Origin of the sequence: Vibrio cyclitrophicus (assembly GCF_024347435.1) — a bacterium.
GTDB classification, from domain to species: domain Bacteria; phylum Pseudomonadota; class Gammaproteobacteria; order Enterobacterales; family Vibrionaceae; genus Vibrio; species Vibrio cyclitrophicus.
This window is the reverse complement of record NZ_AP025481.1, coordinates 681,568-705,204: the sequence shown is the minus strand read 5'-3', so window position 1 is coordinate 705,204 and position 23,637 is coordinate 681,568. Positions and strand designations below refer to the sequence as shown.

The window sequence follows — 23,637 nt, the reverse complement described above, 5'->3', positions numbered from 1 at the left end:
GTTGAAAATTAATTAAATGCAAATAATAGTAATTATCATTTGGATCCAATATCATCTTCGCAAATCAAGATAATACTATGGAACTAAGGTAACTATCAGATGTATAAGCAATCCCTACTCTCTGCTTCAATCGTTTTAGCGCTTTCATCAACGTCAGCCTTTGCTGAAGATTATGCCCTATTTGATGAGGTTGTTGTATCCTCGACGCGCACGAATCAAACACTTATCAATACAGCGGCTTCTGTTGCAGTCATCTCCGATGAGCAAATCGAAGAGAACATGGCAAAAAATGTTAACGAAATCTTCGAATACACTCCAGGTGTAACGATGAACTCGAGCTCTCGACAAGGTGCACAAACCATCAACATTCGTGGCATGGAAGGTAAGCGCGTAAAGATTTTAGTGGATGGCTCATCGCAACCAGGTTCATTTGATGGTGGCCCTTACGCATTTATTAACTCTAGCGGTATTTCAATCGATCCCGATATGCTGAAAAGTGTCGAAATTATCAAAGGTGCGGCTTCAAGTTTACACGGAAGCGACGCTATTGGTGGTGTTGTCGCCTTTGAAACTAAAGACCCATCTGATTTCTTAAAAGATGGAGAAGACTTTGGCGGTCAAGCGAAACTGTCTTACTCTTCAGAAGATAACTCTTTCAGTGAGCACGTTGCATTAGCTAATCGATTCGATGACCTAGAAACATTGGTAGCCTACACTCGTCGAGATGGTGAAGAGTTGCAAAACTTCCGTAACCCTAACGACTTAGAGAACTACGCTGTAGAAGGTCAAGATACTTCAGCAGATAATCTTTTGGTTAAGTTGCAATATCAGTTAAACGAAAGTCATCGTATCGAGTTTTTAGCTGAGCTAATCAAAGATACTTCAGACTCTGACATCTACCACTCAAGCTACGATAGCTATACAGGTGCTGATGACACAACGCAAAATCGATTCGCTATTAAGCACATTTGGTTCGCTGATGGCACAATTGCCGATACTGTAACGAGTAAAGTATCGTACATTTCCAAAGAAGAGAATGGTGTAACTAAGCGCTTTAAACCTGCAGGCCCAGGTATGCCACCTTGGGTACCAGCTAACAACGACAACTTACAAACAAAAGACTACGAGTACACTGAAGATAAGCTTGAAATCGAGACTCAGTTAGATAAAGAAATTAATAACCATTACCTAGTGTATGGTGCAACTTATACACATAGTGACATCAGCAACACCAATATGGAGTATAACTCTGATCCTGCTACTGATAACCAACTTTATGTATATACTCCAGATGCTAAGGAGCAAAAATTTGGCTTGTTTATTCAAGACGAAATTAGCTTAGTGAATGACAAACTTATTGTTACCCCTGGTGTACGCTTTGACTATTTCTCAACTGATCCTGGTAACAACACCACTGAGACGTTGAGTGATTTCTCAGATTCTGCGGTAACTGGTCGTTTAGGTTCAACATACAAACTTACAGATACAGGCACTATTTTTGGCCAAATTAGCCAAGGCTTTAGAGCCCCTTCTTTTGATGAACTTTACTATACATATGATAACCCTGGACATGGGTACGTAAATGATCCAAATCCAGATCTTAAATCAGAAACCAGTATTTCATACGAGCTAGGCTATCGTCACAACACTCAAGCTTCATCATCTGAAATCGCGGCCTACTACAGTGACTACGATGACTTTATCGAGACAGTGGTTACGAAAAAGGTTGGTGGAACAACGCACTATTCTAACGTTAACTTGGATTCGGCAACGATAAAGGGGATTGAATTCTCGAACACGTTACTTTGGGATGTCTTGGTTGGTGCGCCTAAGGGTATTTCAACTCACTTCGTAGCTTCATACACAGAGGGTGAGGACGGAAACGGAAATGCACTAAATAGTGTTAACCCTTGGAATGCGGTGTTAGGTCTTAACTATGATGCACCAAACCAAAATTGGGGTACTAGCGTTAAGTTAAACTACACAGCTGACAAATCTGGTTCAGACATCAACTTCGATGACGAAAGTGGCGGTAACGCAGGCCAGGCTGAGCTTCCAAGCGCAACAGTTGTTGATTTAACAGCTTACTACAAACCAATGAAGGATCTGACGATTCGTGGTGGTGTGTTCAACTTAACTAACGAAGAGTACTACCGTTGGAATGATATTCGCGGTGATGATGAACTTTACAAAGAGAACACTCAAGCGGAAAGAAACTACGGTATTTCAGCTAAATACGAATTCTAACTCGTTAGAAAACTTAACGACAGAATCTGATACAGCAGAAACTAAAAAGCCAGCTTAATTGCTGGCTTTTAATTTATTTCACTAAAAAATTGTATAAAAAAGGTAATAAGTGAAATTACTTCTCTGCCATCTCTTTTTTAACCATTACTGCAGCAGCAACGATGAAAGTGATGATTAGGCCTAGTTCCATGATTAACTCCAAAGAAAATTAACATTAAACATATAATTCGCGAGCATAATAACACAGCGGATACAGAATGATACTTTTTAACCACTAATTTACTTTTTATTCGATTAAGATCAAAAAAGATGCCCGAAAGCATCTTTTAATTTTTGAATCATTCACGAAACCACTAGGTTAACCAGGGAATCCATTCGGGTTCGTTGACTGCCAGCGCCATGTATCTTCGGTCATTTCAGCCAATGTGCGGCTTGCATTCCAGCCCAGTTCTTTCTGAGCTTTAGCTGGATCTGCCCAACACTCTGCGATGTCACCAGGACGGCGTTCAACTAGCTTGTAAGGGATCTCTTTACCGCTTGCTTGTTCGAATGCTTTAACCATGTCTAACACACTTGAACCGTTACCCGTACCAAGATTGTAGATATGAAGACCATCTTTGCGCCCTACTTTCTCCAGTGCTGCAATGTGCCCATCAGACAGGTCCATAACGTGGATGTAATCACGTACGCCAGTACCGTCTTTTGTTGGGTAATCGCTACCAAATACAGACAGGAATTCACGTCGGCCAACAGCTACTTGAGATACGAATGGCATTAGGTTGTTTGGAATACCTTGCGGATCTTCTCCTAACTCACCACTGGGATGAGAACCAACAGGGTTAAAGTAACGCAACAAAGTGATGCTCCAATCTGGGTTTGCACTTTGGAAATCTGTTAAGCACTCTTCAACCATTAGCTTACTGCGCCCGTAAGGGTTAGTCGCACTTGTTGGGAAGTCTTCAGTAATTGGTACACTTGCAGGATCACCGTAAACGGTCGCTGACGAACTAAAGACCAACGTTTTAACATTAGCCTCGCGCATCGCATCAACAAGAACTAACGTACCATTAACATTGTTGTCGTAGTATTCAAGAGGCTTAGCAACTGATTCACCAACTGCTTTTAAACCCGCAAAGTGAATAACTGCTTCGATGTCGTGTTGTTTCATCGTCTCAGTTAAAAGCGCTTTATTGCGAATATCACCTTCAATGAAGTTAGGGCGAACACCAGACACTTTCTCGATACGTTCTAGAACGCTTGGTTTGCTGTTGTACAAGTTATCAAAAAGCACAGGCGTCATGCCTGCATTGATCATTTGGATACTTGTATGACTACCAATGTAGCCCATGCCACCTGTAACTAAAACATTCATGTTTAGCAGACCTTTTAATTAAAATATTCAACCTATCACTTATGATACAACAACTTACAGTGAGTTCACAAACGCCTAGTTTCATTGATGCTCTTTAAAGAGCATCAACTGGCCATATTCTTTTCATTTGGCTCAATATATCGTGTGATTATGTTGAGTGGTCCAGTCACAAAATTTAGAATCGAACATTCTTTAACCGAACATTAAGCGTTCACTCTGCATTAATAATGAGTGCTAGATTAACAGTAGTAAAAATTTGAATTCGGTCACTGTTTAATTTATTCATATATACGAGTGTCATCAGATACCCAAACCTAAAGGAATAGCGACAAGTGACGACGAAGATTTTGCTTAATTGCGATATGGGAGAGAGTTTCGGCAACTGGAAAATGGGCGATGATGAGTCGGTTATGGAATGGGTCGATATGGCAAACATTGCTTGTGGCTTCCATGCGTCTGACCCTCACGTGATGTCAAAGACAATCAAACTTGCGCAGCATTACCATACTCAAATTGGTGCTCATCCGGGCTACCAAGATTTGGTTGGGTTTGGACGTCGCTCAATCCCGCATACGATGGATGAAATAAGTGAATTAGTTTGTTATCAAGTGGGCGCATTACAAGCGCTTTGCCGCTATCACCATACCTCTATTGGGTATGTGAAACCTCATGGTGCCCTTTATAACGATATGATGGCGAACACCGATGTTTTTAACGCAGTCGCTCAAGCGGTAGCTGAGTTTAATATTCCTCTGATGATTCTCTCTTCTTCTGATAACCAACAGTATTTAGATATTGCTGATGATCACGACTTACCTCTTTTGTTTGAAGCTTTCGCAGATCGAGCGTACTTGAATAATGGCCAACTCGCGCCGCGAACCCGGAAAGGTTCGGTTTACGTTAATCAAGATGACATCTATAACCAAGTCATGCAAATTGTTAATTATGGTTCAGTAACGACGATTGAGGGTGAAAGACTGCCCATTGAGGCAGATACAATTTGCGTGCATGGTGATAACCCTCAATCCATCGCTCTGATTAGAAAAATCAGACAAGATCTTAATACGTTTAATTAGTACGAAGCGTAAGTCTATCGCACGCTAATTATTAAGTAATGATTGTTAAATCCTATGTGACTTAGGACATGGAAGTTAAAAAGCTAAAGCTAAGTTGAAAAACAAGAATATCAAAATGTATGGAAACGAAATGACGACGAATCCGATTGAATTTAATATAGCGCCGGTTGCCGAATGTAGCGTTTTAATCACGTTAACGTTGCCGCATTTAAAAGGTGATACTAATGCGATCAATGCGCAGTATATGGCTCATTTTTCTGATGCCATTCGCCAGAACTTAACAACTGTATTGATGAATGTGACACCCGCTTACCACACTATATTGGTTGACTACTTACCTTATCGAATCTCAGAGCAACAGTTTATCAAACAGCTTAATTCGCTATTAGCTGTAGCGCTTTCTTCCTTCTCAGAGACTCAGGAAGCGCTCAATGTTATTGAACTACCCGCCTATTACTCACCTGAAACCGCGCTTGATTTAGATAGGTATCAGGTGAAAGGCTTGTCGATTGAGGATATCATTGAATATCACACCTCTCAGACCTACAGTGTCAGCGCGATAGGATTTATTCCCGGCTTTGCCTTTATGTCGGATGTGGTGAGTAGGCTTGCGTTACCACGTCACTCAACCCCGCGCTTAAGTGTTCCTAAAGGAAGTATCGCAATTGCAGGATCAAAAACGGCGGTTTACCCATCGGAGTCACCAGGTGGTTGGAACATTATTGGCAACTGCCCTTTGTCGCTGTTTGACCACAGCCAATTGAAGAACGCAGATACTACACAAGTTCCGCTATCACTGCTGAATGTAGGTGATACTGTCCGTTTTAAAGCGATATCAAAACATGAGTTTATGGATCTTAGGTTTATAGCGCTTGGTGGAGATATCACATATGGGTAAATTAAATAATAAACCGACGCTTACAGTAGTTAAACCAGGCCCTTTGAGTTTGATTCAAGACTTTGGCCGATTTGGTGTCGCTCACCTTGGGTTGACACAAGGCGGGCCAGTTGATGATTACTCTTATAGTTGGGCTAATTATCTATTAGGAAATGCCGTTAACTTAGCGGCGTTGGAAGTTACACTCGGTCAATGTGCGCTAAAAATAGATTTTGATTGTGAGATGGCGTTATGCGGCGGCGATCTACAAGCGAAGTTAGATGGTATGCTTTTAGGGAACTGGAGTACTTTCCAAGCTTTTAAAGGACAAGTCCTCTCATTTGGTCTACCTAAAAATGGATTAAGAGCGTATTTGGCAATTAAAGGAGGCTTCGATGTTCCTTCCACCCTTCATAGCTGTTCGACTGTAACGAGAGAACAGATTGGTGGGCTTGATCAAGATGGAGAACCCTGTAAACAAGGGCAACAAATTGGTTTTTCCAAGCATCGTATTACTCGCCCTTTTAAAGCGTTGAGTGTGACCTTCCGCTATAAACCGGATTACAACCTACCAGTAAATTTAAGAGTTATTGAAGGTTACCAAAGCAACCTCTTCTCAGAACCAGCAAAAGAGACGTTGTATAATACGCAATATAACGTTGACCAGAATTCGAATCGAATGGGCTATCGACTCAATGGCGAGCCAGTCGATTCCCCTGATATTTCTCTATTGTCCGAAGGTATCGCCCTTGGTGCGATTCAAATCCCACGAGATGGGCAACCGATCGTATTGCTCAATGACAGACAGACCATTGGGGGTTATCCAAAGATTGGATGTGTTGCGAGAATCGACTTACCGCGCTTGGCACAAGCCAAACCAGGGCATCCAATTTCGTTTAGTAGAGGCGATCGCTTGGGGCTTCAAGATGTATGGTGTCAGTGGGCGCAGTTTTTTGGTTATTGATCTTTTCTGTTTAGAATGGCTATTCGAAGCTTCCGCGACTATGTTCGCATAAAAAGGCGTTTAAATTATAAACCCAGCTTACTACTTGCTAGTAAGCTGGGTTTGACTTTTGGCATCTTGGTTTGGGTAACAAACAAGGCTGAATAAGCTTTTAGTGGTGCTCTTGCCCTGATATTTTAGCAAGAGCGTCCGGGTAACCACGTTCCTTGGTCAAGTCTATCGCTCTGTTTTCAATATCATTTATGTTAAGTGACATTGTCACTGAGTGTGCGCTTTCAATCGGCATAGTCTCGGTCACACCAAACCAACGTTGAGCAACCTTCTGCGCGGCCTCTAGTGTTGAAGACGCCTTTACGACTTCAAGTCGAGCATAGCGATCACCACAGAATGAAACATCTGAAGCTCTTAGACTCGGATCGGTTCCTGGAATCTGCTGCGCGCCAAACAGAGGTTTGCCACCAACCATTGCAGAACTAAAACTTGGGATGAACTGAGACATATGCGTAATTGCAGCACGAGTTCTTAATTCAAGTTGCTCTTCGCTCCAACCGGATATGATTTTCTTAAGAAGCTTTGAAGGCAACTGTGGCTGGGACGAATCTGTTGATGAAGAAACTAGCCCACCCTCAAACAGAGTAATCCCTTCTGTCATACCGTGAAGTTGGAACACACCATCAGCATACGGCGTTAATTGCGCCATACCTTGCGGGGTGCCTCTCGGGCCATGGAAGATTACCTCTGGCCACTCTTCTTTGCATTCTTGAGAATATGGCCACTCTGTCACGTATGCAGCTTTGAACTCAACAAGTCTTTGTTGTTTCGAACCGACAAAATCATCCACAATACCTGTTTCAAACCCACTAGCATTGATCAAGTAGTCAGTCGTCAGATGTTGGTTTTGGTTTTCATGGTCTGAGTAAGTCAAAGACCAGCCTTGTCCTGTCGATTCAACAGACTTTAAGCGACTGTTGGTCAACACAGTACAATTCGGTTGCTTACCTAAAGACAGTTGAGCCGTCGCCGAAAGTCGAAATACACTCCAGCCATACTCTTGAACCATTGCGACCGGGTATTTAAGCGTATCTAAATTAGTATGCTTAGCAAAAGGAATGCACCAGTCGTCGAGTGAAATCGGTTTTAGAGGCTGAGTTTTTGTAGAAAGGGCTAACAACTCATCTTTGCTATAAAGTTTGTAGTACTCATCCGGGTCACCAAGCACTTGATTGCTGTTATCTTGTTTAACAAGCTCAGCGTAAGCGTTTTTGATTATCTTTAAACGAGGAAGTAGATCCATTGGTTCCCCACCATCACTATGCGGCACAGCAATGATTGTTGGGCGTATATTGATGGTGTGTGGGAATAAACGGACGGTATCAATAGACTGAGTGAGAAGTTGTAGACATTGCTCTACAGAAATATCTCGATACAAATTGCCGCCCGCGTGCAGGTGGCAAATAGGTGGGCCATTAACCAAACTCGGCCCTTTTTCCAAGATAGTGACATTAAAACCCAACTCACTAAAGTGAATCGCACTTGTCGTTCCGGCAATGCCGCCACCAACAATGGCAATAGAAGGTTGATTTGTATCCGTTTTGTTGTGGTTCATCGTGTTCTGTAGAATATGATTAACTGTCTCTATTCTACTTTTGTTCTGCGACGAATTAAAACACATTTTTATCAAGGTCTTAGTTGGGCACTTATTAATATCTATGTAAAAAATATAAATAATCTCTTGACTCAATAACTCCAGATAGAGTTTTAAAGGTTATTCTAACAGTCGAATTTGCCCTAAGTGACGCCACATAAAGGCTGCCTCAATACTTGTAAAACAATGATGTTAACTTATCCCTAAAGTTATCCACCGTTTTTGTGGATAACTGTTGATAACGTTCTTGCTAAGTTGCGCAAACCCTTTGTTTACAGGGACTAACCGTTGTTCATTAAATCGGCATTATTGCTCAATAACTTTTAATTAATGCTAAAAAATGTCGATTTTAAGGTGTGAAATTTTTTACTTATACTACGAGTTGGTCAAATAAAAAACGATCTAAAGCGGTGTATTATAGATAGTGCATGATTAAGTATAAAAAATTCACTTTAGACCGTTTGACTCGATTTCGTTAATTTTTAATCTTTACTTGCCGTCTGTTGGTTTTTAACCAAAATCTTTGTTCATTGGCGCTAACAATCGTTTAATCAAACTATTCACGACAGCAGCTAGCGTGATGAAAGTAAGAATTGGTAAAACAACCCAGAGCATTGGGTGAAGCGATGGTTCTAACTCAAAACCAAAGTTCATTACACCGGCTACGCTAAGTTCTGAACCTAGAGCAGCAATAGAACCCGCGACTAAAGCCATTAAGCCATATTCACACCAAATCGTGTTGAGAATCCGCTTCTTACTTGCCCCTAGAGTTCGATACAAGCGTATTTCTTGTTGTCTTTGGGATAAACTCAACCTTAGTAAGGTAAAAATGAGTAACAGCCCCGCTACAACACCCAAAGCCGCAAGCACGGTAATAGACCAAACAATCTGCTTGAGTAGTTCCTGGATCTTACTACCCATTTTACGAATATCCATCAAACTGACGGTTGGATGCTTTCGGGACAGTTCGTTGAGCATTTGATTGTGTTGCTCTTCGAGCCTGAAGCTCACTAGCCAGGTTGACGGAATCGAACTCAAAACATCAGGAGTAAAGATAAAATAGAAGTTCGGTTTCATTTCGCGCCACTCTACTTCTCGGATGCTATTCACTTTTGCGGAAACGCTTTGGCTATTAATGGTAAACGAAAGTTCATCATCAATCTTCAATCCAAGTTGATCAGCCACATCAGATTCAACAGACACGCCCTGCTCTTGTGTCCAACTGCCTTCTAGCACCTCATTGTATTCAGGCAAACTATCACCCCAAGTGAAATTAATCTCACGACTAAGGGCGTCGGTCTGATCAGATGTATCGCTGTATTCTGCTGCCTCTACGCCATTGATTGTCGTCAATCGTCCACGAATAATTGGAAACGCTTGAGTACGCTCTACTTCATTCGAGTCAATGGTCGCGAGATAACTGTCTTTTTCATAGCTCGCAATATTCAGTGCGAAAGCATTGGGTGCGTTTTCAGGTAAGGTTTGTTGCCAATCGGATAATAAATCGCTTCTTACTAACCAAATAATCGATAACAACATTAAAGACAAAGCCAAAGAGCCAAATTGGATGCCCGTTGCTAATGGTGTCCGATTAATTCGGCTTAACGCCAAGCGCATCGATGTTGACGTTGGCAACTTACTGAATAGGCGAAGAACAACCGTACTCACTATTGCTAGCACTAGGAACAGGCATGCAATACCCACTAAGACTATCCATACCAACAAGTTATCGCCGTACATCAACATCATTGGAATAATAGGAACGAGCAATAACAAGTACTTCTTATAACTTTCGTTTGACTGGTGGCTCGATTGAATCACGCTGATTGCTGAGGTCGAGACCAAGCCAATCAATGGAATTCCGAGTGCAGGAACACCAATCAAAAGACTAGATAAAATGGCCAAAATAGCAGGTTCTGCACCATAGCTAGGAAGCGGCGTTGGCAGTAAGTCTCCGAGCGGAATTCGAAGCAAAAACTCTAGGCCTATACCTATAGCGATGCCTAATACTGCGCCAATAACCACAAGTAGAAAGACCTGTACTGACAGCCATTTAATGATCCATTGCTTACTCGCCCCCAAGCTTTTAAGCATCGCGATGGTTTTACGACGACTCGCCACATAGTGCTGGCAAGTTAAAACTAAAGTCGTTGCAGCCATAATCACCACGATGGCAACGGTCAGTGACAGGTATTGCGTGGTGCTTTCAAACATCTCATTGGTGCGGCTTGCTGAATCTTGCGTGCGCCATCGATCGCTTGGTGTTAATTCGATACTGTCTTGAGCGGATTTAAGCTGTGTTTCATCGCCGTTCAAAAACAATCTAAAGCTAACGCGACTGCCCGGTTGAATTGCACCTGTGGCATCGATATCACTTTCGTGTATCAATACTGCAGGCATCTGTTGGAATGGGTTAAAGCTCAACCCAGGCTCTTGGGTGATTCGCCCTGTTATCGTTAAATCCGCATCGCCAATCGTGACATTGTCACCAATTTCAACTTCAAGTTGAGCAAATATACGTTCATCCAGCCAAAGTTCCCCCGGCTCTACGTGATTTCTAAACGTATCATTAGCTTGCTGAAGTATCATTTCGCCGCGTAATGGATAATTGCTTTCAACAGCCTTAACCGTGACTAACTGCATTGAGTGGTCACTAAATGCCATGGTTGAAAAACGGGTTAATTGGGAGCTTTCTAACTGCTCAGCTTCAGTGAGTTCGAGTAAGAGCTGTGGGATTGGGTTCGCCGAAATAAACACACTGTCCGCTGTTAAAGCATCCTTTCCCTGCTTAACAATGACTTGTTCCATACGCTCCGCCAACGCTGACAACGCGAATACACAGGCAATAATTAGCGTTAAAGCGATCGATACTGGCCACAGTTGTCCGTGTCGAATCTCTTCTATACTCCATGAAAACAGGCGTTTGTTGAGTCCCTTTGATGAATTCAATTTAGACTTCCTCTATATGACCGACGTGCATTTTCAAAGTTCGCTGGCAACGTTGTGCAAGCTTAGGATCATGTGTCACTAAGACTAACGTTGTTCCGTGGGAAGAGTTGAGCTCAAACAACAGCTCGATAATTTTTGCTGCCGTCTGTTGGTCTAGGTTGCCGGTAGGTTCATCGGCAAACAAGATTTTTGGTTTGATCATAAAGGCACGGGCTAAAGCTACTCTTTGTTGCTCGCCGCCAGATAGTTGAGATGGTAAGTGATCGAGCCTGTCTTTTAATCCGACAGACTCTAATAAAGCGGTCGCACGTTCGATGTCTTCGTCTTCACCTTTAAGCAAACAAGGTAGTGTGACATTTTGCAGTGCAGATAAACTTGGGATTAACAAAAAGCTCTGAAATACAAACCCGACAGATTCACTGCGGATTTTTGCTCTAGCTTCATCATCAAGTTGTGATAGAGGCTGACCTAATAAACTGATTTCGCCCATTGTTGGTACATCAAGACCCGCAAGCAAAGTCATTAAGGTCGATTTACCAGCACCGGATGTCCCCACAATCGCCACAGTTTCGCCTTCACGAATATCGATATCGACGTGTTCTAAGATTGTTAAATGTTCTTGATTAGTAGACACTGTCTTGGAAACAGCTTCTGCTTTTATGATGGATGTATGCATGACTCGACTAATTTCCTTTTTATTTTTTATTTTATTTTCAACCGCTTCGTTGGCTCAAAATACTGAGCTAGTTCGAAATCCTACGTTAGATCCAAGCGCTACTTTATTGATACTTGGCGATAGTTTGAGTGCTGGCTACAACATGGATATCAAACAGAGTTGGCCAAGTTTGCTGCCGGACGCTCTTACGAAGCATGATAAAGCGATTACCGTGGTTAATGGTAGTATCTCTGGTGACACAACAGGCAACGGTTTAGCACGTTTACCGCAGCTACTTGAAGAGCATGCGCCTGACACCGTTCTTATTGAGCTAGGAGCGAATGACGGACTTCGTGGCTTCCCACCTAAGCTTATGTCTGCAAATTTAGACCAAATCATTGAGCAGATAAAAGCCTCGGGCGCCACACCAATCATGATGCAGATAAAAATCCCACCTAACTACGGTAAGCGTTATAACCAACAATTTGAATACGTTTTCACGTCACTTGCTGATCAAAAAAATGTACCGCTTTTGCCATTTTTCCTGGAGCATATCATCCTTAAACCTGAGTGGATGATGAACGATGGATTGCATCCAAAACCTGAAGCTCAACCTTGGATCGCTGAATTTGTCGCCGAAGAATTATATCAGTATCTTTAGGTTTTAATGGTCTAGCTCAATAAATTTTACACAGCTTTACGTTAGCCTGAGTGCATATCACCGTTAACTGTAAGGTTATTTATGCTGATCGAACCTATTATCAAGGGTGTGGTAGCCAAAAGCGCACACCCTCTCGGCTGTCAAGAAGCTGTCAAGCAACAAATTAAATTTGTTAAGAGTGCGCCGCAAATCAAAGATGGCCCTAAACGAGTACTGATTCTCGGCGCTTCCTCGGGCTTCGGCCTCGCCTCTCGTATCGCTCTTACTTTTGGCGGGGCTAACGCAGACACCATCGGTGTTTCATTTGAACGTGGTCCTAATGAAAAATCGCTAGGGACCGCCGGTTGGTACAACAACATCTATTTCAAAAAAGAAGCCGAACGTGAACAACGTACTGCGATAAACATCGTTGGAGATGCTTTTTCAAAAGAAACACGTGCACAAGTTGTTGAAGCCATTGAGACTTACTTTGAAGGTGAAGTCGATCTCATTGTATACAGCTTAGCTGCTGGCGTTAGACCTAAACCCGATTCCGATGAATTCTGGCGCTCCGCGATTAAACCTATTGGCGAAAGCGTTACCGGAGCCACCATCTCTCTTCAACATGACAACTGGGTGACCAATACGCTTGAAGCTGCGACGGAAGAAGAAGCCGAAAGTACACTCAAGGTAATGGGCGGAGAAGATTGGGAAAACTGGATAGATGAGCTCATTAACGCAGAATCTATTGCCCCAGGGTGTAAGACAATTGCGTTTTCTTATGTTGGCCCAGAAGTGACACACCCTATTTATCTAGACGGCACTTTAGGTCGTGCCAAGATAGATCTTCACCAAACCAGCCACGCGCTCAACCTTGAGTTGGCAAACTTTGATGGTAACGCTTACGCGACGGTTTGTAAGGCATTGGTGACTAAGGCAAGCGTATTCATTCCAGGATTAAGTCCTTACCTACTTGCTCTGTATAAAGTAATGAAAGAAAAGGAGACACACGAAGGTTGTATCCAGCAGATGCAGCGTCTTTTTAGCAGCAAATTATATGGCCAATCAAAAGTACCACTTGATGGTGAACGCCTGATAAGAATGGATGATTGGGAGTTAGATCCTGAGACACAAGCGCATGTTGCAGAGTTACTTGATGTTATGGATGGAAATAACTTCCAAACCCTGGGTGACTACAAAGGGTTTAAAGAGGAGTTTCTGCAGTTAAATGGATTTGCTCAGCCATCCGTAGACTATAATCAGAAACTTAACACTGAAGATTTTATAAAGTTAAAGCCTTAATTGAAACTTATCTCATTACTGAGACCCAGATTCATATTTGAAAACCTCTGTGAAATTGCAGAGGTTTTTTTCTATAACATTTCTTATACTTAGTTTACGTAAGATTCACAGTTTTTGGTTCATCATAATTGACACAGGATGTGTTGATGCATTTAGCATAATAGACTCGGAGTCATATGAAGAAAATCAAAACTCTAGATTTAGACATCCCAGACGATATGGAGTCTAGTTGGCAAAATATTGTTGACCTTTTAGCTCAAATCACTCAAGTGCCCGCTGCACTCATCATGCGTGTTCACACCAATTACCTTGAAGTATTCTCTACTAGCAGCAGTGAAAACAACCCATATAAGAAAGGCGATACAGAAATATTGGGAAACGGGCTTTATTGTGAAAGCGTTATGGAGTCTCAACAACAGCTCGTTGTGCCCAACGCTTTGGCCGATCCAAAATGGAAAAACAACCCAGATGTCGAGCTCGGCTTAGTTTCTTACTGTGGTATTCCGCTGCTATGGCCTAATGGTGAGCTTTTCGGCACCATATGTATTTTAGATTCTAAAGAAAACCATTACACACCTACCTACATCAAGCTGTTAGAAAGCTTTCGAATCTCTATAGAATCTCAGCTAAAAACCCTGTTTCAACACGCTAAGCTGACTCAAATGAATCGAGACTTGAAAAATCGCGTTTATACTCGAACCAAGGATCTCGCAAGCCTCAACTATTCCTTAAATCAAGAAATTGATAAACGAAAAGCCGCTGAGCAAAAGATCAATTTCCAAAAGAATCATGATTTAGGAACCGGTTTTTTAAACCGCAATGCGTTTGAATCCCGCTTAAACAACAAACTTTCAGCCAAAACAACGCTAACTGGCCGTTCATTCGCTGTCGTCCATATTGGATTTACTAACGGAAGACGCATCCAAGCACGCTATGGTTACAACGCATTAGATCAAGTGCTCGTAGAATATCGACAACGAATCGACAGCATAGCCGATCTTGAGGTATTAACCGCGCGCCCTACTTCGATTGACCTCGTACTTGCGTTCAGTGTTAAAGATTTAGACCATCGCCTTGAAGAGCTTTGTCAAACTTTGGTTAGAGTGGGACATTCCGAGTTCGATATTGAAAACGATAAAATTCACTTACATGCATTTATTGGGATTGCGGTAACGGATAGTGAAGACGATGCGGAAAGTGTATTGCAAAAGTCATCAGAAGCGATGCTTGCTTGTAAAGATTCAGGACAAAAATTTGCTTACTACTCGCAAACCCATGCCGAAGAACAAAGTCACATCAATAAGATTGAGAGTTACCTACTACAGGCCGTTCGTAATGATGACCTCATGCTCTATTTTCAACCCAAAGTCTGTCCATTAACTCATCGCTGGGTTGGTGCAGAGGCTCTACTACGTTGGCGTCACCCAGTTTTGGGAGACATCTCCAACGAAACTTTGATACACATGGCTGAGCAAAACGGTTTGATTTTTGAAGTCGGTAGCTTTGTTCTACGTCATGCGATCGAAAAAGCCAAAGAATGGTCGGAACACGTTCAAGACTTCAAAATGGCTGTTAATGTGTCAGCAGTCCAACTCAAGAACGTCCACTTTGCAGAACAAGTCGTTCACCTATTAGAAACTTACCACCTTGAGCCCTATTTATTAGAACTGGAAGTCACTGAAAGTGGACTGATTGCAGATGAAGTTGTTGCCAAGAATACATTGGAATCACTACACGACATTGGCGTTACATTGTCACTAGATGATTTTGGTACCGGTTACGCATCATTCAGTTACCTTAAGAAATTTCCGTTTGATGTTATTAAGATTGATAAGAGTTTCATCGACCAAATGCTCAACTCAAATGAAGACTCAGAAATTGTCCGATCTATTGTTCAAATAGCCAAAAAGCTCGACTTAAAAGTGACGATTGAAGGAGTAGAATCTGAAGTTCAAGAGAAGTTTATTATTGATGAGGGTTGTGATGTGGCTCAAGGATATCTTTACGGTAGACCAATGCCGAGCCAAGAATTCGAACACAGCTTAATCAATCAAAACTATTTAGGGACAACTCGTTACGCTTAAAGCGAAAAAGATCAGTTAGTTTTGGATTTAGGCCTACTTTCTCTTTACTCTAAAGGTGGTGATTTTTATAATCGCCGCCTTTCTGTTTTTATCTTCCCTTTATATAGGCATTCCTCGTTATGGATCAGTTGACTGCAAAGCTTAAAAAGCTCGAAAAACAAAACTTCCGCGCATATCAACAAATTAAAGGTCAATACGACTTTGCTGATTTCGAATTACACATCGACCACGTTCAAGGTGACCCGTATGCATCATCTTCACGTTTTCGCGCAACACGCGCCTGGTCGTTAACAGGGTTAGATTGGCTTAAAGAAAAATCTTATGAATACCAAGTAGCAGCTCGTGATTTTATTGCACGCAGCTTCTCTGAGTTTGCTAAGCAAGAAGCGACGGTCTCTATTGCACTGACAGGTCAAACCGTTTTAGACAATACTGCTGTTGTTTTCACTGATCACGGTATCGAAATTCGTTTTCGTATCAACCTACCTGCTGATGGTCGCAGTATTCTTGCAAAGAAAGCAATTAACATCATTACATTCTATTTGCCTAAGTTTATTCGTCGCGCAACGCTTGAACGCGAACTCAACATTGAAGCGATGATTAAACATTGTGAAGCTGTTGAAGACCAAGACGCATTACGTGCTCAATTAGAAGAAAACAACCTAGCGGCATTCGTTGCAAATGGCAGTGTATTACCTCGTATTGCAGGTAACTGTGACCTGCCAATGAAAGGTGCGGTTCCTTTCCTAGCACCAGAGTCTTTGAGTGTGACGCTAAACACACCAAACCAAGGTGATGTGACAGGCCTAGGTATTCCAAAAGGTATCACACTGATTGTTGGTGGTGGTTTCCATGGTAAATCTACACTATTGAACGCCGTAGAACGTTCTATCTACAACCATATTCCTGGTGATGGTCGTGAAGGCATTGTTACTGCTACGGATACAATGAAGATCCGAGCGGAAGATGGCCGATGCGTACATAACTTGAACTTATCTAACTACATCAACCATTTACCGATGCAAAAAGATACGTCTGATTTTAGTACTCAAGATGCTTCTGGCTCTACATCTCAAGCTGCTTGGTTACAAGAATCGATTGAAGCGGGTGTACAAACGCTCCTTATCGATGAAGATACGTCAGCGACTAATTTCATGATTCGTGACGAGCGTATGCAAGCGCTGGTATCAAAAGGGGCTGAGCCTATCACTCCACTTGTTGACCGTATTGGTCAACTTCGCGAAGAGATGGACATATCAACTATCGTAGTAATGGGTGGTTCTGGCGATTACTTAGATGTGGCAGATACTGTGATTCAAATGCACGACTACCAAGCCGTAGACGTCACTGAAAAAGCTCAAGAAGTGATCGCTCAACATCCTACTCAGCGAACTAACGAATGTGAGACTGCATTAGAAACGTTTGTTCCTCGCTCGTTAAACCGCGCTGCACTAATGAACATTCTTACTGACGGAAAATTCCGAGTTAACGCGAAAGGCAAAGAGTCACTGCGTTTTGGTAAGGAATTTGCAGACCTTTCAGCATTAGAGCAATTAGAGTCGACTTCAGAAGTGAACGCGATTGGTTGGGCTTGGTTCCAGTTTGCACAAACGCCGGGTTGGTCAAACAACCCTGCAAAAGAATTCAACGCAATTCTAAGTGATGAATGGTACGCAAACATGCCGAAATATGGTGACTTAGCAAAACCAAGAATACTCGATGTAATGGCGGCTCTAAACCGTATGCGTAAATCTCAGTTCAAACCTTCGAACTAGATATACCCAACAGCACTAATACATATCTTCGGCTCTCACTCATGAGGGCCATTTTTTCGCGTGTATTCTCTAAATTTCTCGTGGATCCCCGTCTAATTTAATTCAGTTTTCTTTATTGCATTCGTAATATCAGACAATCTTGTAAATAATGACACAGCTTTTACAAAGCCATGGTGATATTCAGATAAAGTCCTGCCTCGACAAATGTAACTAAATGTAACTGACTGAGGTTTTGATGAACCACAAACGCGTAAAAATGCGTGATCATAAAAGCGAAGTAAATTTATTCAGAAATCGTGTCATCGTGGCATTTTTCGGGATTGTGATCTTCACCCTCGTCTTGATTGGAAATCTTTATAGACTCCAAGTCCAAAATTTTGAGAGCTACCAAACTCGCGCCGATGGTAATCGAATCAAAGTACTGCCAATCGCTCCGACTCGTGGGCTGATATACGACCGCAATGGTGTGCTATTGGCTGAAAACCAACTCGTCTATGATTTGACAATGATTCCTGAACAAACGGATGACGTTGAGTTGATGATCGAAAAGCTCAATAAGTTTATTCCTCTAAATGAGGAACAAATCGCTCGTTTCACAAAGCGCTTTAAGAACACTCGCCGTTTTAAGTCGGTAACAATACTGGAAAACCTCACAGAAGAAGAAATCGCTAAGTTTTCTGTTCATCAATATCAATTTCCGGGTTTATCCATCAATACCAGCCTAAAACGTTTTTACCCTAGCGGTGAAATACTAACTCATGTTTTAGGGTATGTTGCTCATATCAATGATAGCGATCTAAAAAAGCTAGAAGAACAAGGTAAAGACGCTAACTATCAAGCCACTACCACCATAGGTAAACTCGGCGTGGAGCGATATTACGAAGACTTACTCCACGGACAAAAAGGTTATCAAGAAGTTGAAGTCAATAGCCGTGGTCGTGTTGTGAGAACAATCCAATACGTCCCCCCCGTCGCAGGTAAAGACATCGTTCTCAACATCGATATCGAGTTACAAAAGTACGTGTTCGAGCAACTCGAAAATCGCACTGGTAGTGCTGTGATTCTTGATCCGAAAGACAACAGTGTTTTAGCGATGGCATCCAGTCCTAGTTATGACCCAAATCTGTTTGTTGATGGTATATCGAGTAAAAACTATCAAGTATTACTGAACGATCCTGCTCATCCCTTGGTGAATCGCACAACGTTAGGCGTGTACCCGCCCGCCTCTACAGTTAAACCATTTATGGCCGTTGCTGGGCTACAAGAGCATGTCATTTCAGAAAATACCGTTCGTAATGATCATGGTATATGGCGAATTCCAGGTTCTAAATCCAATTCGAAAGCATGGCGAGATTGGAAGCGTTGGGGACATGGTCCTGTCGATGTGACACAAGCGATTGAAGAATCGGTTGATTCATTCTTTTATCAAACCGCTTTTGATCTGGGCATCGATCGTATTTCAACTTGGATGAATCGCTTTGGCTTTGGCAAACCAACAGGAATTGATATCTATGAAGAGAGTAACGCCAATATGCCGACACGTGAGTGGAAAATGATGCGCTATCGTACGCCTTGGTATCAAGGTGATACAGTTCCAATCGGTATTGGCCAGGGCTACTGGACTTCTACACCTCTACAATTAGCTAAAGCAACGTCAGTTTTGGTTAATCACGGTAAAGTCATGCCTCCCCATATTTTACGAGCAACGTTAGATCACGGAGAAGATTTTGACACGCAACAACTTGTTAAATCTGATTCAATGCCGTCTATCACTGAGGTGCCAGATAATATATGGGATGTGCCGATCAACGCAATGCGACTCGTAAACCACGGTAGTAGAGGCAGCGGCAGACGTGCATTTAAGGGAACTAATTATACTAGTGGTGGGAAATCAGGGACGGCACAGGTGTTTGATCTGGCGAAGGATCAAGTTTACAACTCTAAAAAGCTCGCAACGCACCTACTCGACCACGCTCTTTACACAGCCTTTGCACCTTATGAACACCCTGAATATGTCGCAACTGTTGTAATTGAACATGGTAACGGTGGTTCAAAAGTAGGTGCGCCTTATATCCGCAAAGTTCTGGATTATGCTTTTGAGCATAAAAGTGGTCAGAACAAAGATCACTCCTAGCACTAACAAATAAAATAGCACCAACACATAACGTATGTTAAAGCACATAGACGTAATGACGACAAAGCCCTACTTGTTTCACTCACTAGGTAGGGCCTTCTATTTTGGGCTTCAAATCAACTAGGTATCAAAAAGTTACGTTCGATTACGAGCTTCGCAATACATGCCACGCTTCACAGAGCGTTTGAAATTTTGCCGTGTTGCCTTCGTCTCTGTCTGGATGCCATCTCAACGCCAGTTGTCTCCATCGTTTTCTAATCTCATGGTGAGTGGCGTCTAAAGGTAACTCAAATAAGCTCAACGCTCGGTTTCGATCCATATCGAGCTCATCACCACCAACAAACTTCCTGTATCGAGTCCAAAATTCGTTCAACAGCCTTTTGACTTCGCCTTCATCAGCTTCATAGTTAACCCAGTTAATGTAGTAGTCTCTAAGTGGGTCTTGATGATCGATGCAGTGACTGCTTTCGTGATAACGACCATTCATCAATTCGATATCCATCGCTTGGACTTGCAGCCAGCTATCAGGGTGTAAGGTTTCTTGAAGCTGATAAAGCGCATTCATGATGAGGAAGTTCTTTTTGAACAACTCTTTCTCAGCCACAGCATCTAACACTGGAACAAGCCCAAGGTCATTGAGGTGCGCTGCTAGTGTATGCACTTTCCAGCCACTTGGCTTATGTTTGAGTACTTCCATAATTGGCCAAAGCAAAGGGTTTTCCATATGAGCTTGGAAACTACAGCTTATGTCTTGATTGCTCGATGTATTTAGCTTGTCTAGCATAATGAATGGGCCCGTGGCCAAGTACCTGAAGTTCTTTAATTGAAAGCGATTTATGGAAATTTGTCGAGTTTCAAATAAAAAAAATTCAAACAGTTAAACGTATATAAGCAAAAGGACCAGCATTACGCTGGCCCTTTAGAAAATAAAACTTATTTAATTAGATAACGCCAAGCTCTCGTAGACGTTCCATTAAATATTCATTCGCAGTGTATTTTTCTGATAATACCACTTCTGGTTTCGGGTGTAAGAATAGCGGAAGAGAGATACGTGACTTCTCTTGGCGCTCGCCCGATGGGTTAATCACGCGATGTGTCGTTGATGGGAAGTAACCGCCTGACGCTTCTTGAAGCATGTCGCCGATGTTGATGATCATGTTACCGAAGTCACATGGAACATCTAACCACTCGTCATTTTGAGCTTTAACTTGAAGGCCCGGCTCGTTTGCAGCAGGAAGAACAGTCAGTAGGTTGATATCTTCGTGTGCAGCTGCACGGATAGCGCCTGGCTCTTCGTCACCTTGCATTGGTGGGTAGTGAAGTACGCGAAGTAATGTTTGCTCGCTACCGTTAATCATTTCAGACAGAGCAATTGAAAATTTCTCTTGTACTTCTATAGGAGCATGCGCTTCAACCCAACCCAATAGCTCTTGAGCAAAAGTGTTAGCACGTTGGTAGTAATCTAGAATCTGTTCTTTCAACTGATCAGGAATCTGACCCCAAGGGTATACGTGAAAGTACTCTTTGATATCTTTTACAGTGTGGCCCTTTGCAACTTCAGACACTGAAGGTGGAAAATATCCATCTTGTGTTTCAATATTAAAGTGGAAGTTCTCTTTCTCTTCAGAGATGAAAAATTGGTACCAGTTTTCGTAAATAGACTCAACAAGCTCTTTCGGGATTGGGTGGTTTTTTAGTACGCCAAATCCAGTTTCACGTAGAGAGCGAACAAATTGTTCTGCTGCGTCGTCAGCAAGATAATCGACAGTTTCCAGTTTCATGACTTTCTTTCTTGTTATGTAGTGATTGAGAGATTTTATGGTTCGCTTTGTTGTAAATCAAACTTTTGTGAAACTCTCGCAATCGTTTGTCTAGATACTGGGCTACAACACTAATTTTCAACAAATTTGGTAATACACCCCCCAATTGAACAGCGTTCAAAATTGTGTAACTATTAATGAAACTTATATTGGGATCTGATGATGACAACTACACCACTTGTTCAAAATAGACCTTTACTTACGTTAACCGCCTTCTATTTGGTTATCTTTCTATTCTCTGCATTTTCGCCTTCTTCGAGAGCTGTGTGGATAGCGGAAATTGTACCTGCATTATGTATTCTCGTTGGTATTTGGTGGCTTTCGACTAAGCTTACTTTCTCAAAAACGTCTTATGCTCTAATGTTTATCTGGCTTATCTTGCACACGATTGGCGCGAAATATACTTTCGCAGAAGTGCCATTTGATTGGTTCAATAACATGATAGGTTCTGAACGTAACAACTTTGACCGCGTGGCGCACTTCTCTATTGGTCTTTATGCTTACCCACTCGCTGAGTACTTGATTCGTAAAAAGCTGGCTCAACCGATATTGGCCTGTTTCTTTGCGCTATTTGCGATCATGAGTGTGGCTGCAGGTTATGAAATTATAGAGTGGTGGTACGCGGAGATTGCAGGTGGTGATGAAGGTATCTCGTTCCTTGGTTCACAAGGTGATATTTGGGATGCACAGAAAGACATGCTGTGTGATACCACGGGTGCAATTGTTTCACTACTGCTTCTTAAGCTTCAAGGGATTGTCAGAGCTTATTGAGCTCAATCTTTTATTCTGAGTATCAAAAGCAACGTTGAAATGCCAAACACAAACAGTGTTGTGGCATTTTTAGTGGGTCATCATACTTGGTATTTGATAATGACTGTTTATTTCATTGTGACCTTTCCACCAACAAATTTGTAAGCAGGCGTCCCTCGAACCAAGGTGTCTCGCGCAAATTCAACCCCGCATTCAGGGCACACACATGGCTCTGTCGTGAAGTCTTCAACAATACGCTCCTTAAAACACTTCACGAGTGCACCTTTGCCACCTTTGCGATACTTAAAAAGTTGCGTTTTACATTTCGCACAGAAAATCTGAACCGTTTTGATCGGTTGTTTCTTATTTGGTTTAGCCATAGAAGTTAATGATTCAACTCTTTATTTCTTAAGTTTAGGTGCGACAAGAACCAAGCTGATCCCAAGTAAAATAACCGTAGATGAAACAACAAACTGCATGGTTACTGGTTCAGATAGTAATAATACGCCTCCAAGCGTTGCTATTACTGGCACAGAAAGCTGCGCGATCGACGCAACCACAGTATTGAGCTTTTTCACGACGTAATACCACACGCTATAACCCACTCCCGAAGCAACAGAACCTGACATAACCGCGTAAATCATGCCTTGTTCGGTGATAGATATTTGAGGTAACACGCTAGGTAGAACAACTAATATACTTAACACTACGATAATGGCTAGTGAACCGAATGCAAAATTGGCAGTCGTTGATTGAAGAGCGTCTGTGGATTTTTTACCTGCTAACGTGTAAATACCCCACGCGATTCCTGCTAATGACATCAATACAATAGAGAGCAAATCTGGTGAACGAGCAGATCCTGTCGGCATCAATAAGTAAGCGAGACCTGCGACAGACAATAGACATCCCCCCCACTCAAGTGATGACATTCTATTTCCTGACAACAAGTGTGCCGCAATCATAGTAAATTGCACAGCGACAAAGAGCACGAGAGCACCAAGCCCGGCTCCAAGTTCCAAGTAAGCAAACGAGAAACCAAACATATAAACGAGCAGCGACAATATTGAAGTCAATTGAAATTGAGACCTAAGCTTTGTGAGAGCGGATGCACTTGTTTTTGACTCCACAAGCTTAGGTTCAGATGTCGATTTAGATTGGGAAGATAAGGTTAATAAAATCAGAAGTGTCGCCGCACCAGACAAGATACGCACGATCGAAAAACTCAAAGGATCAATCGTTTGATCCATTAATGCCCAGCGACACAAGACTGAATTGGCAGCAAAGGCCACCAGCGTAATAAGTGTGATCATCGCAGTTTGCATTGTTTTGTCCTAATTGCATTTTCTA

18 protein-coding genes are annotated in these 23,637 nt (G+C 42.2%); 10 read left to right on the top strand and 8 right to left on the bottom strand.

What is annotated here, in order from left to right; all coding sequences use genetic code 11:
- The first annotated feature begins 99 nt into the window (after positions 1-99).
- Entirely contained in the window at positions 100-2,247 is a 2,148-nt protein-coding gene (locus OCW38_RS18025; protein WP_010429656.1) for a TonB-dependent hemoglobin/transferrin/lactoferrin family receptor, read from the top strand.
- Between the two features lie 358 nt (positions 2,248-2,605).
- Here OCW38_RS18025 and galE read toward each other — a convergent pair whose 3' ends face one another.
- Positions 2,606-3,619 carry a UDP-glucose 4-epimerase GalE gene (gene galE, locus OCW38_RS18020; RefSeq protein WP_016767420.1) on the bottom strand — a complete coding sequence of 338 codons (1,014 nt, stop codon included), beginning with the start codon at positions 3,617-3,619 and terminating at the stop codon, positions 2,606-2,608.
- Positions 3,620-3,951: 332 nt separating this feature from the next.
- Between galE and OCW38_RS18015 the strand changes: the two genes are divergently transcribed.
- The 3 genes from OCW38_RS18015 (at position 3,952) to OCW38_RS18005 (ending at position 6,536) form a co-directional block, all read left to right on the top strand.
- Positions 3,952-4,695 (top strand): 5-oxoprolinase subunit PxpA, encoded by a 744-nt coding sequence (locus OCW38_RS18015; protein ID WP_016767421.1) that lies wholly within the window; start codon positions 3,952-3,954, stop codon positions 4,693-4,695.
- A gap of 130 nt (positions 4,696-4,825) precedes the next feature.
- Positions 4,826-5,593, top strand: a complete 768-nt coding sequence (locus OCW38_RS18010) for a 5-oxoprolinase subunit B family protein (protein ID WP_016767422.1) — start codon at positions 4,826-4,828, stop codon at positions 5,591-5,593.
- Positions 5,586-6,536, top strand: coding sequence for a 5-oxoprolinase subunit C family protein (locus OCW38_RS18005; RefSeq protein ID WP_016767423.1), 951 nt, complete (start codon positions 5,586-5,588; stop codon positions 6,534-6,536). Before OCW38_RS18010 ends, OCW38_RS18005 begins: the two co-directional genes overlap by 8 nt.
- A 151-nt stretch (positions 6,537-6,687) precedes the next feature.
- On the opposite strand, the gene OCW38_RS18000 is transcribed toward OCW38_RS18005, so the two are convergent.
- The 3 genes from OCW38_RS18000 to OCW38_RS17990 form a co-directional block, all read right to left on the bottom strand.
- Positions 6,688-8,142, bottom strand: coding sequence for an FAD-dependent oxidoreductase (locus OCW38_RS18000; protein WP_016767424.1), 1,455 nt, complete (start codon positions 8,140-8,142; stop codon positions 6,688-6,690).
- A 549-nt stretch (positions 8,143-8,691) separates the two neighbouring features.
- Positions 8,692-11,130: an ABC transporter permease gene (locus OCW38_RS17995; RefSeq protein ID WP_010429642.1), complete on the bottom strand. Its 2,439-nt coding sequence runs from the start codon at positions 11,128-11,130 to the stop codon at positions 8,692-8,694.
- Position 11,131: 1 nt separating this feature from the next.
- Positions 11,132-11,806, bottom strand: coding sequence for an ABC transporter ATP-binding protein (locus OCW38_RS17990; RefSeq protein WP_010429639.1), 675 nt, complete (start codon positions 11,804-11,806; stop codon positions 11,132-11,134).
- Here OCW38_RS17990 and OCW38_RS17985 point away from each other — a divergent pair.
- From OCW38_RS17985 to mrdA, 5 genes are all read left to right on the top strand, one after another.
- A complete protein-coding gene (locus OCW38_RS17985) occupies positions 11,805-12,446 on the top strand; it encodes an arylesterase (protein WP_016767426.1) in 642 nt (213 codons plus the stop codon). The genes OCW38_RS17990 and OCW38_RS17985 overlap by 2 nt on opposite strands.
- Before the next feature lie 81 nt (positions 12,447-12,527).
- Positions 12,528-13,727 (top strand): enoyl-ACP reductase FabV, encoded by a 1,200-nt coding sequence (gene fabV, locus OCW38_RS17980; RefSeq protein ID WP_016785951.1) that lies wholly within the window; start codon positions 12,528-12,530, stop codon positions 13,725-13,727.
- A gap of 176 nt (positions 13,728-13,903) precedes the next feature.
- The gene (locus tag OCW38_RS17975; RefSeq protein ID WP_016767428.1) at positions 13,904-15,811 is read left to right on the top strand and encodes a sensor domain-containing phosphodiesterase; all 1,908 of its coding nucleotides are present in this window, start codon (positions 13,904-13,906) and stop codon (positions 15,809-15,811) included.
- A gap of 119 nt (positions 15,812-15,930) precedes the next feature.
- Complete coding sequence (locus OCW38_RS17970) at positions 15,931-17,586, top strand: ABC-ATPase domain-containing protein (protein ID WP_010429631.1); 1,656 nt, start codon at positions 15,931-15,933, stop codon at positions 17,584-17,586.
- Between the two features lie 235 nt (positions 17,587-17,821).
- Positions 17,822-19,720 carry a penicillin-binding protein 2 gene (gene mrdA / locus OCW38_RS17965; RefSeq protein ID WP_016767429.1) on the top strand — a complete coding sequence of 633 codons (1,899 nt, stop codon included), beginning with the start codon at positions 17,822-17,824 and terminating at the stop codon, positions 19,718-19,720.
- Between the two features lie 145 nt (positions 19,721-19,865).
- Here mrdA and OCW38_RS17960 read toward each other — a convergent pair whose 3' ends face one another.
- Together OCW38_RS17960 and OCW38_RS17955 are read right to left on the bottom strand one after the other, a co-directional pair.
- Positions 19,866-20,504 (bottom strand): DNA-J related domain-containing protein, encoded by a 639-nt coding sequence (locus OCW38_RS17960; protein ID WP_016767430.1) that lies wholly within the window; start codon positions 20,502-20,504, stop codon positions 19,866-19,868.
- A gap of 157 nt (positions 20,505-20,661) precedes the next feature.
- Positions 20,662-21,501 carry an isopenicillin N synthase family dioxygenase gene (locus OCW38_RS17955; RefSeq protein WP_010429622.1) on the bottom strand — a complete coding sequence of 280 codons (840 nt, stop codon included), beginning with the start codon at positions 21,499-21,501 and terminating at the stop codon, positions 20,662-20,664.
- Between the two features lie 201 nt (positions 21,502-21,702).
- Here OCW38_RS17955 and OCW38_RS17950 point away from each other — a divergent pair, with 201 nt between their 5' ends.
- On the top strand, positions 21,703-22,311 hold the full coding sequence (locus tag OCW38_RS17950; protein WP_016785230.1) for a DUF2238 domain-containing protein: 609 nt from the start codon (positions 21,703-21,705) through the stop codon (positions 22,309-22,311).
- 107 nt (positions 22,312-22,418) lie between these two features.
- Here the strand turns inward: OCW38_RS17950 and OCW38_RS17945 are convergent, their stop codons facing one another.
- Complete coding sequence (locus OCW38_RS17945; protein ID WP_010429617.1) at positions 22,419-22,670, bottom strand: hypothetical protein; 252 nt, start codon at positions 22,668-22,670, stop codon at positions 22,419-22,421.
- Between the two features lie 21 nt (positions 22,671-22,691).
- Positions 22,692-23,612: a DMT family transporter gene (locus tag OCW38_RS17940; protein WP_010429614.1), complete on the bottom strand. Its 921-nt coding sequence runs from the start codon at positions 23,610-23,612 to the stop codon at positions 22,692-22,694.
- Between the last annotated feature and the right edge of the window lie 25 nt (positions 23,613-23,637).

What these genes read in the sequence shown, in the direction of transcription:
- OCW38_RS18025 (WP_010429656.1), top strand. Translation starts at nt 100, where the DNA reads ATGTATAAGCAATCCCTACTCTCTGCTTCAATCGTTTTAGCGCTTTCA.
- galE (WP_016767420.1), bottom strand. Translation starts at nt 3,619, where the DNA reads ATGAATGTTTTAGTTACAGGTGGCATGGGCTACATTGGTAGTCATACA.
- OCW38_RS18010 (WP_016767422.1), top strand. Translation starts at nt 4,826, where the DNA reads ATGACGACGAATCCGATTGAATTTAATATAGCGCCGGTTGCCGAATGT.
- OCW38_RS18005 (WP_016767423.1), top strand. Translation starts at nt 5,586, where the DNA reads ATGGGTAAATTAAATAATAAACCGACGCTTACAGTAGTTAAACCAGGC.
- OCW38_RS18000 (WP_016767424.1), bottom strand. Translation starts at nt 8,142, where the DNA reads ATGAACCACAACAAAACGGATACAAATCAACCTTCTATTGCCATTGTT.
- OCW38_RS17985 (WP_016767426.1), top strand. Translation starts at nt 11,805, where the DNA reads ATGACTCGACTAATTTCCTTTTTATTTTTTATTTTATTTTCAACCGCT.
- OCW38_RS17990 (WP_010429639.1), bottom strand. Translation starts at nt 11,806, where the DNA reads ATGCATACATCCATCATAAAAGCAGAAGCTGTTTCCAAGACAGTGTCT.
- fabV (WP_016785951.1), top strand. Translation starts at nt 12,528, where the DNA reads ATGCTGATCGAACCTATTATCAAGGGTGTGGTAGCCAAAAGCGCACAC.
- OCW38_RS17975 (WP_016767428.1), top strand. Translation starts at nt 13,904, where the DNA reads ATGAAGAAAATCAAAACTCTAGATTTAGACATCCCAGACGATATGGAG.
- OCW38_RS17970 (WP_010429631.1), top strand. Translation starts at nt 15,931, where the DNA reads ATGGATCAGTTGACTGCAAAGCTTAAAAAGCTCGAAAAACAAAACTTC.
- mrdA (WP_016767429.1), top strand. Translation starts at nt 17,822, where the DNA reads ATGAACCACAAACGCGTAAAAATGCGTGATCATAAAAGCGAAGTAAAT.
- OCW38_RS17960 (WP_016767430.1), bottom strand. Translation starts at nt 20,504, where the DNA reads ATGCTAGACAAGCTAAATACATCGAGCAATCAAGACATAAGCTGTAGT.
- OCW38_RS17955 (WP_010429622.1), bottom strand. Translation starts at nt 21,501, where the DNA reads ATGAAACTGGAAACTGTCGATTATCTTGCTGACGACGCAGCAGAACAA.
- OCW38_RS17950 (WP_016785230.1), top strand. Translation starts at nt 21,703, where the DNA reads ATGACAACTACACCACTTGTTCAAAATAGACCTTTACTTACGTTAACC.
- OCW38_RS17945 (WP_010429617.1), bottom strand. Translation starts at nt 22,670, where the DNA reads ATGGCTAAACCAAATAAGAAACAACCGATCAAAACGGTTCAGATTTTC.
- OCW38_RS17940 (WP_010429614.1), bottom strand. Translation starts at nt 23,612, where the DNA reads ATGCAAACTGCGATGATCACACTTATTACGCTGGTGGCCTTTGCTGCC.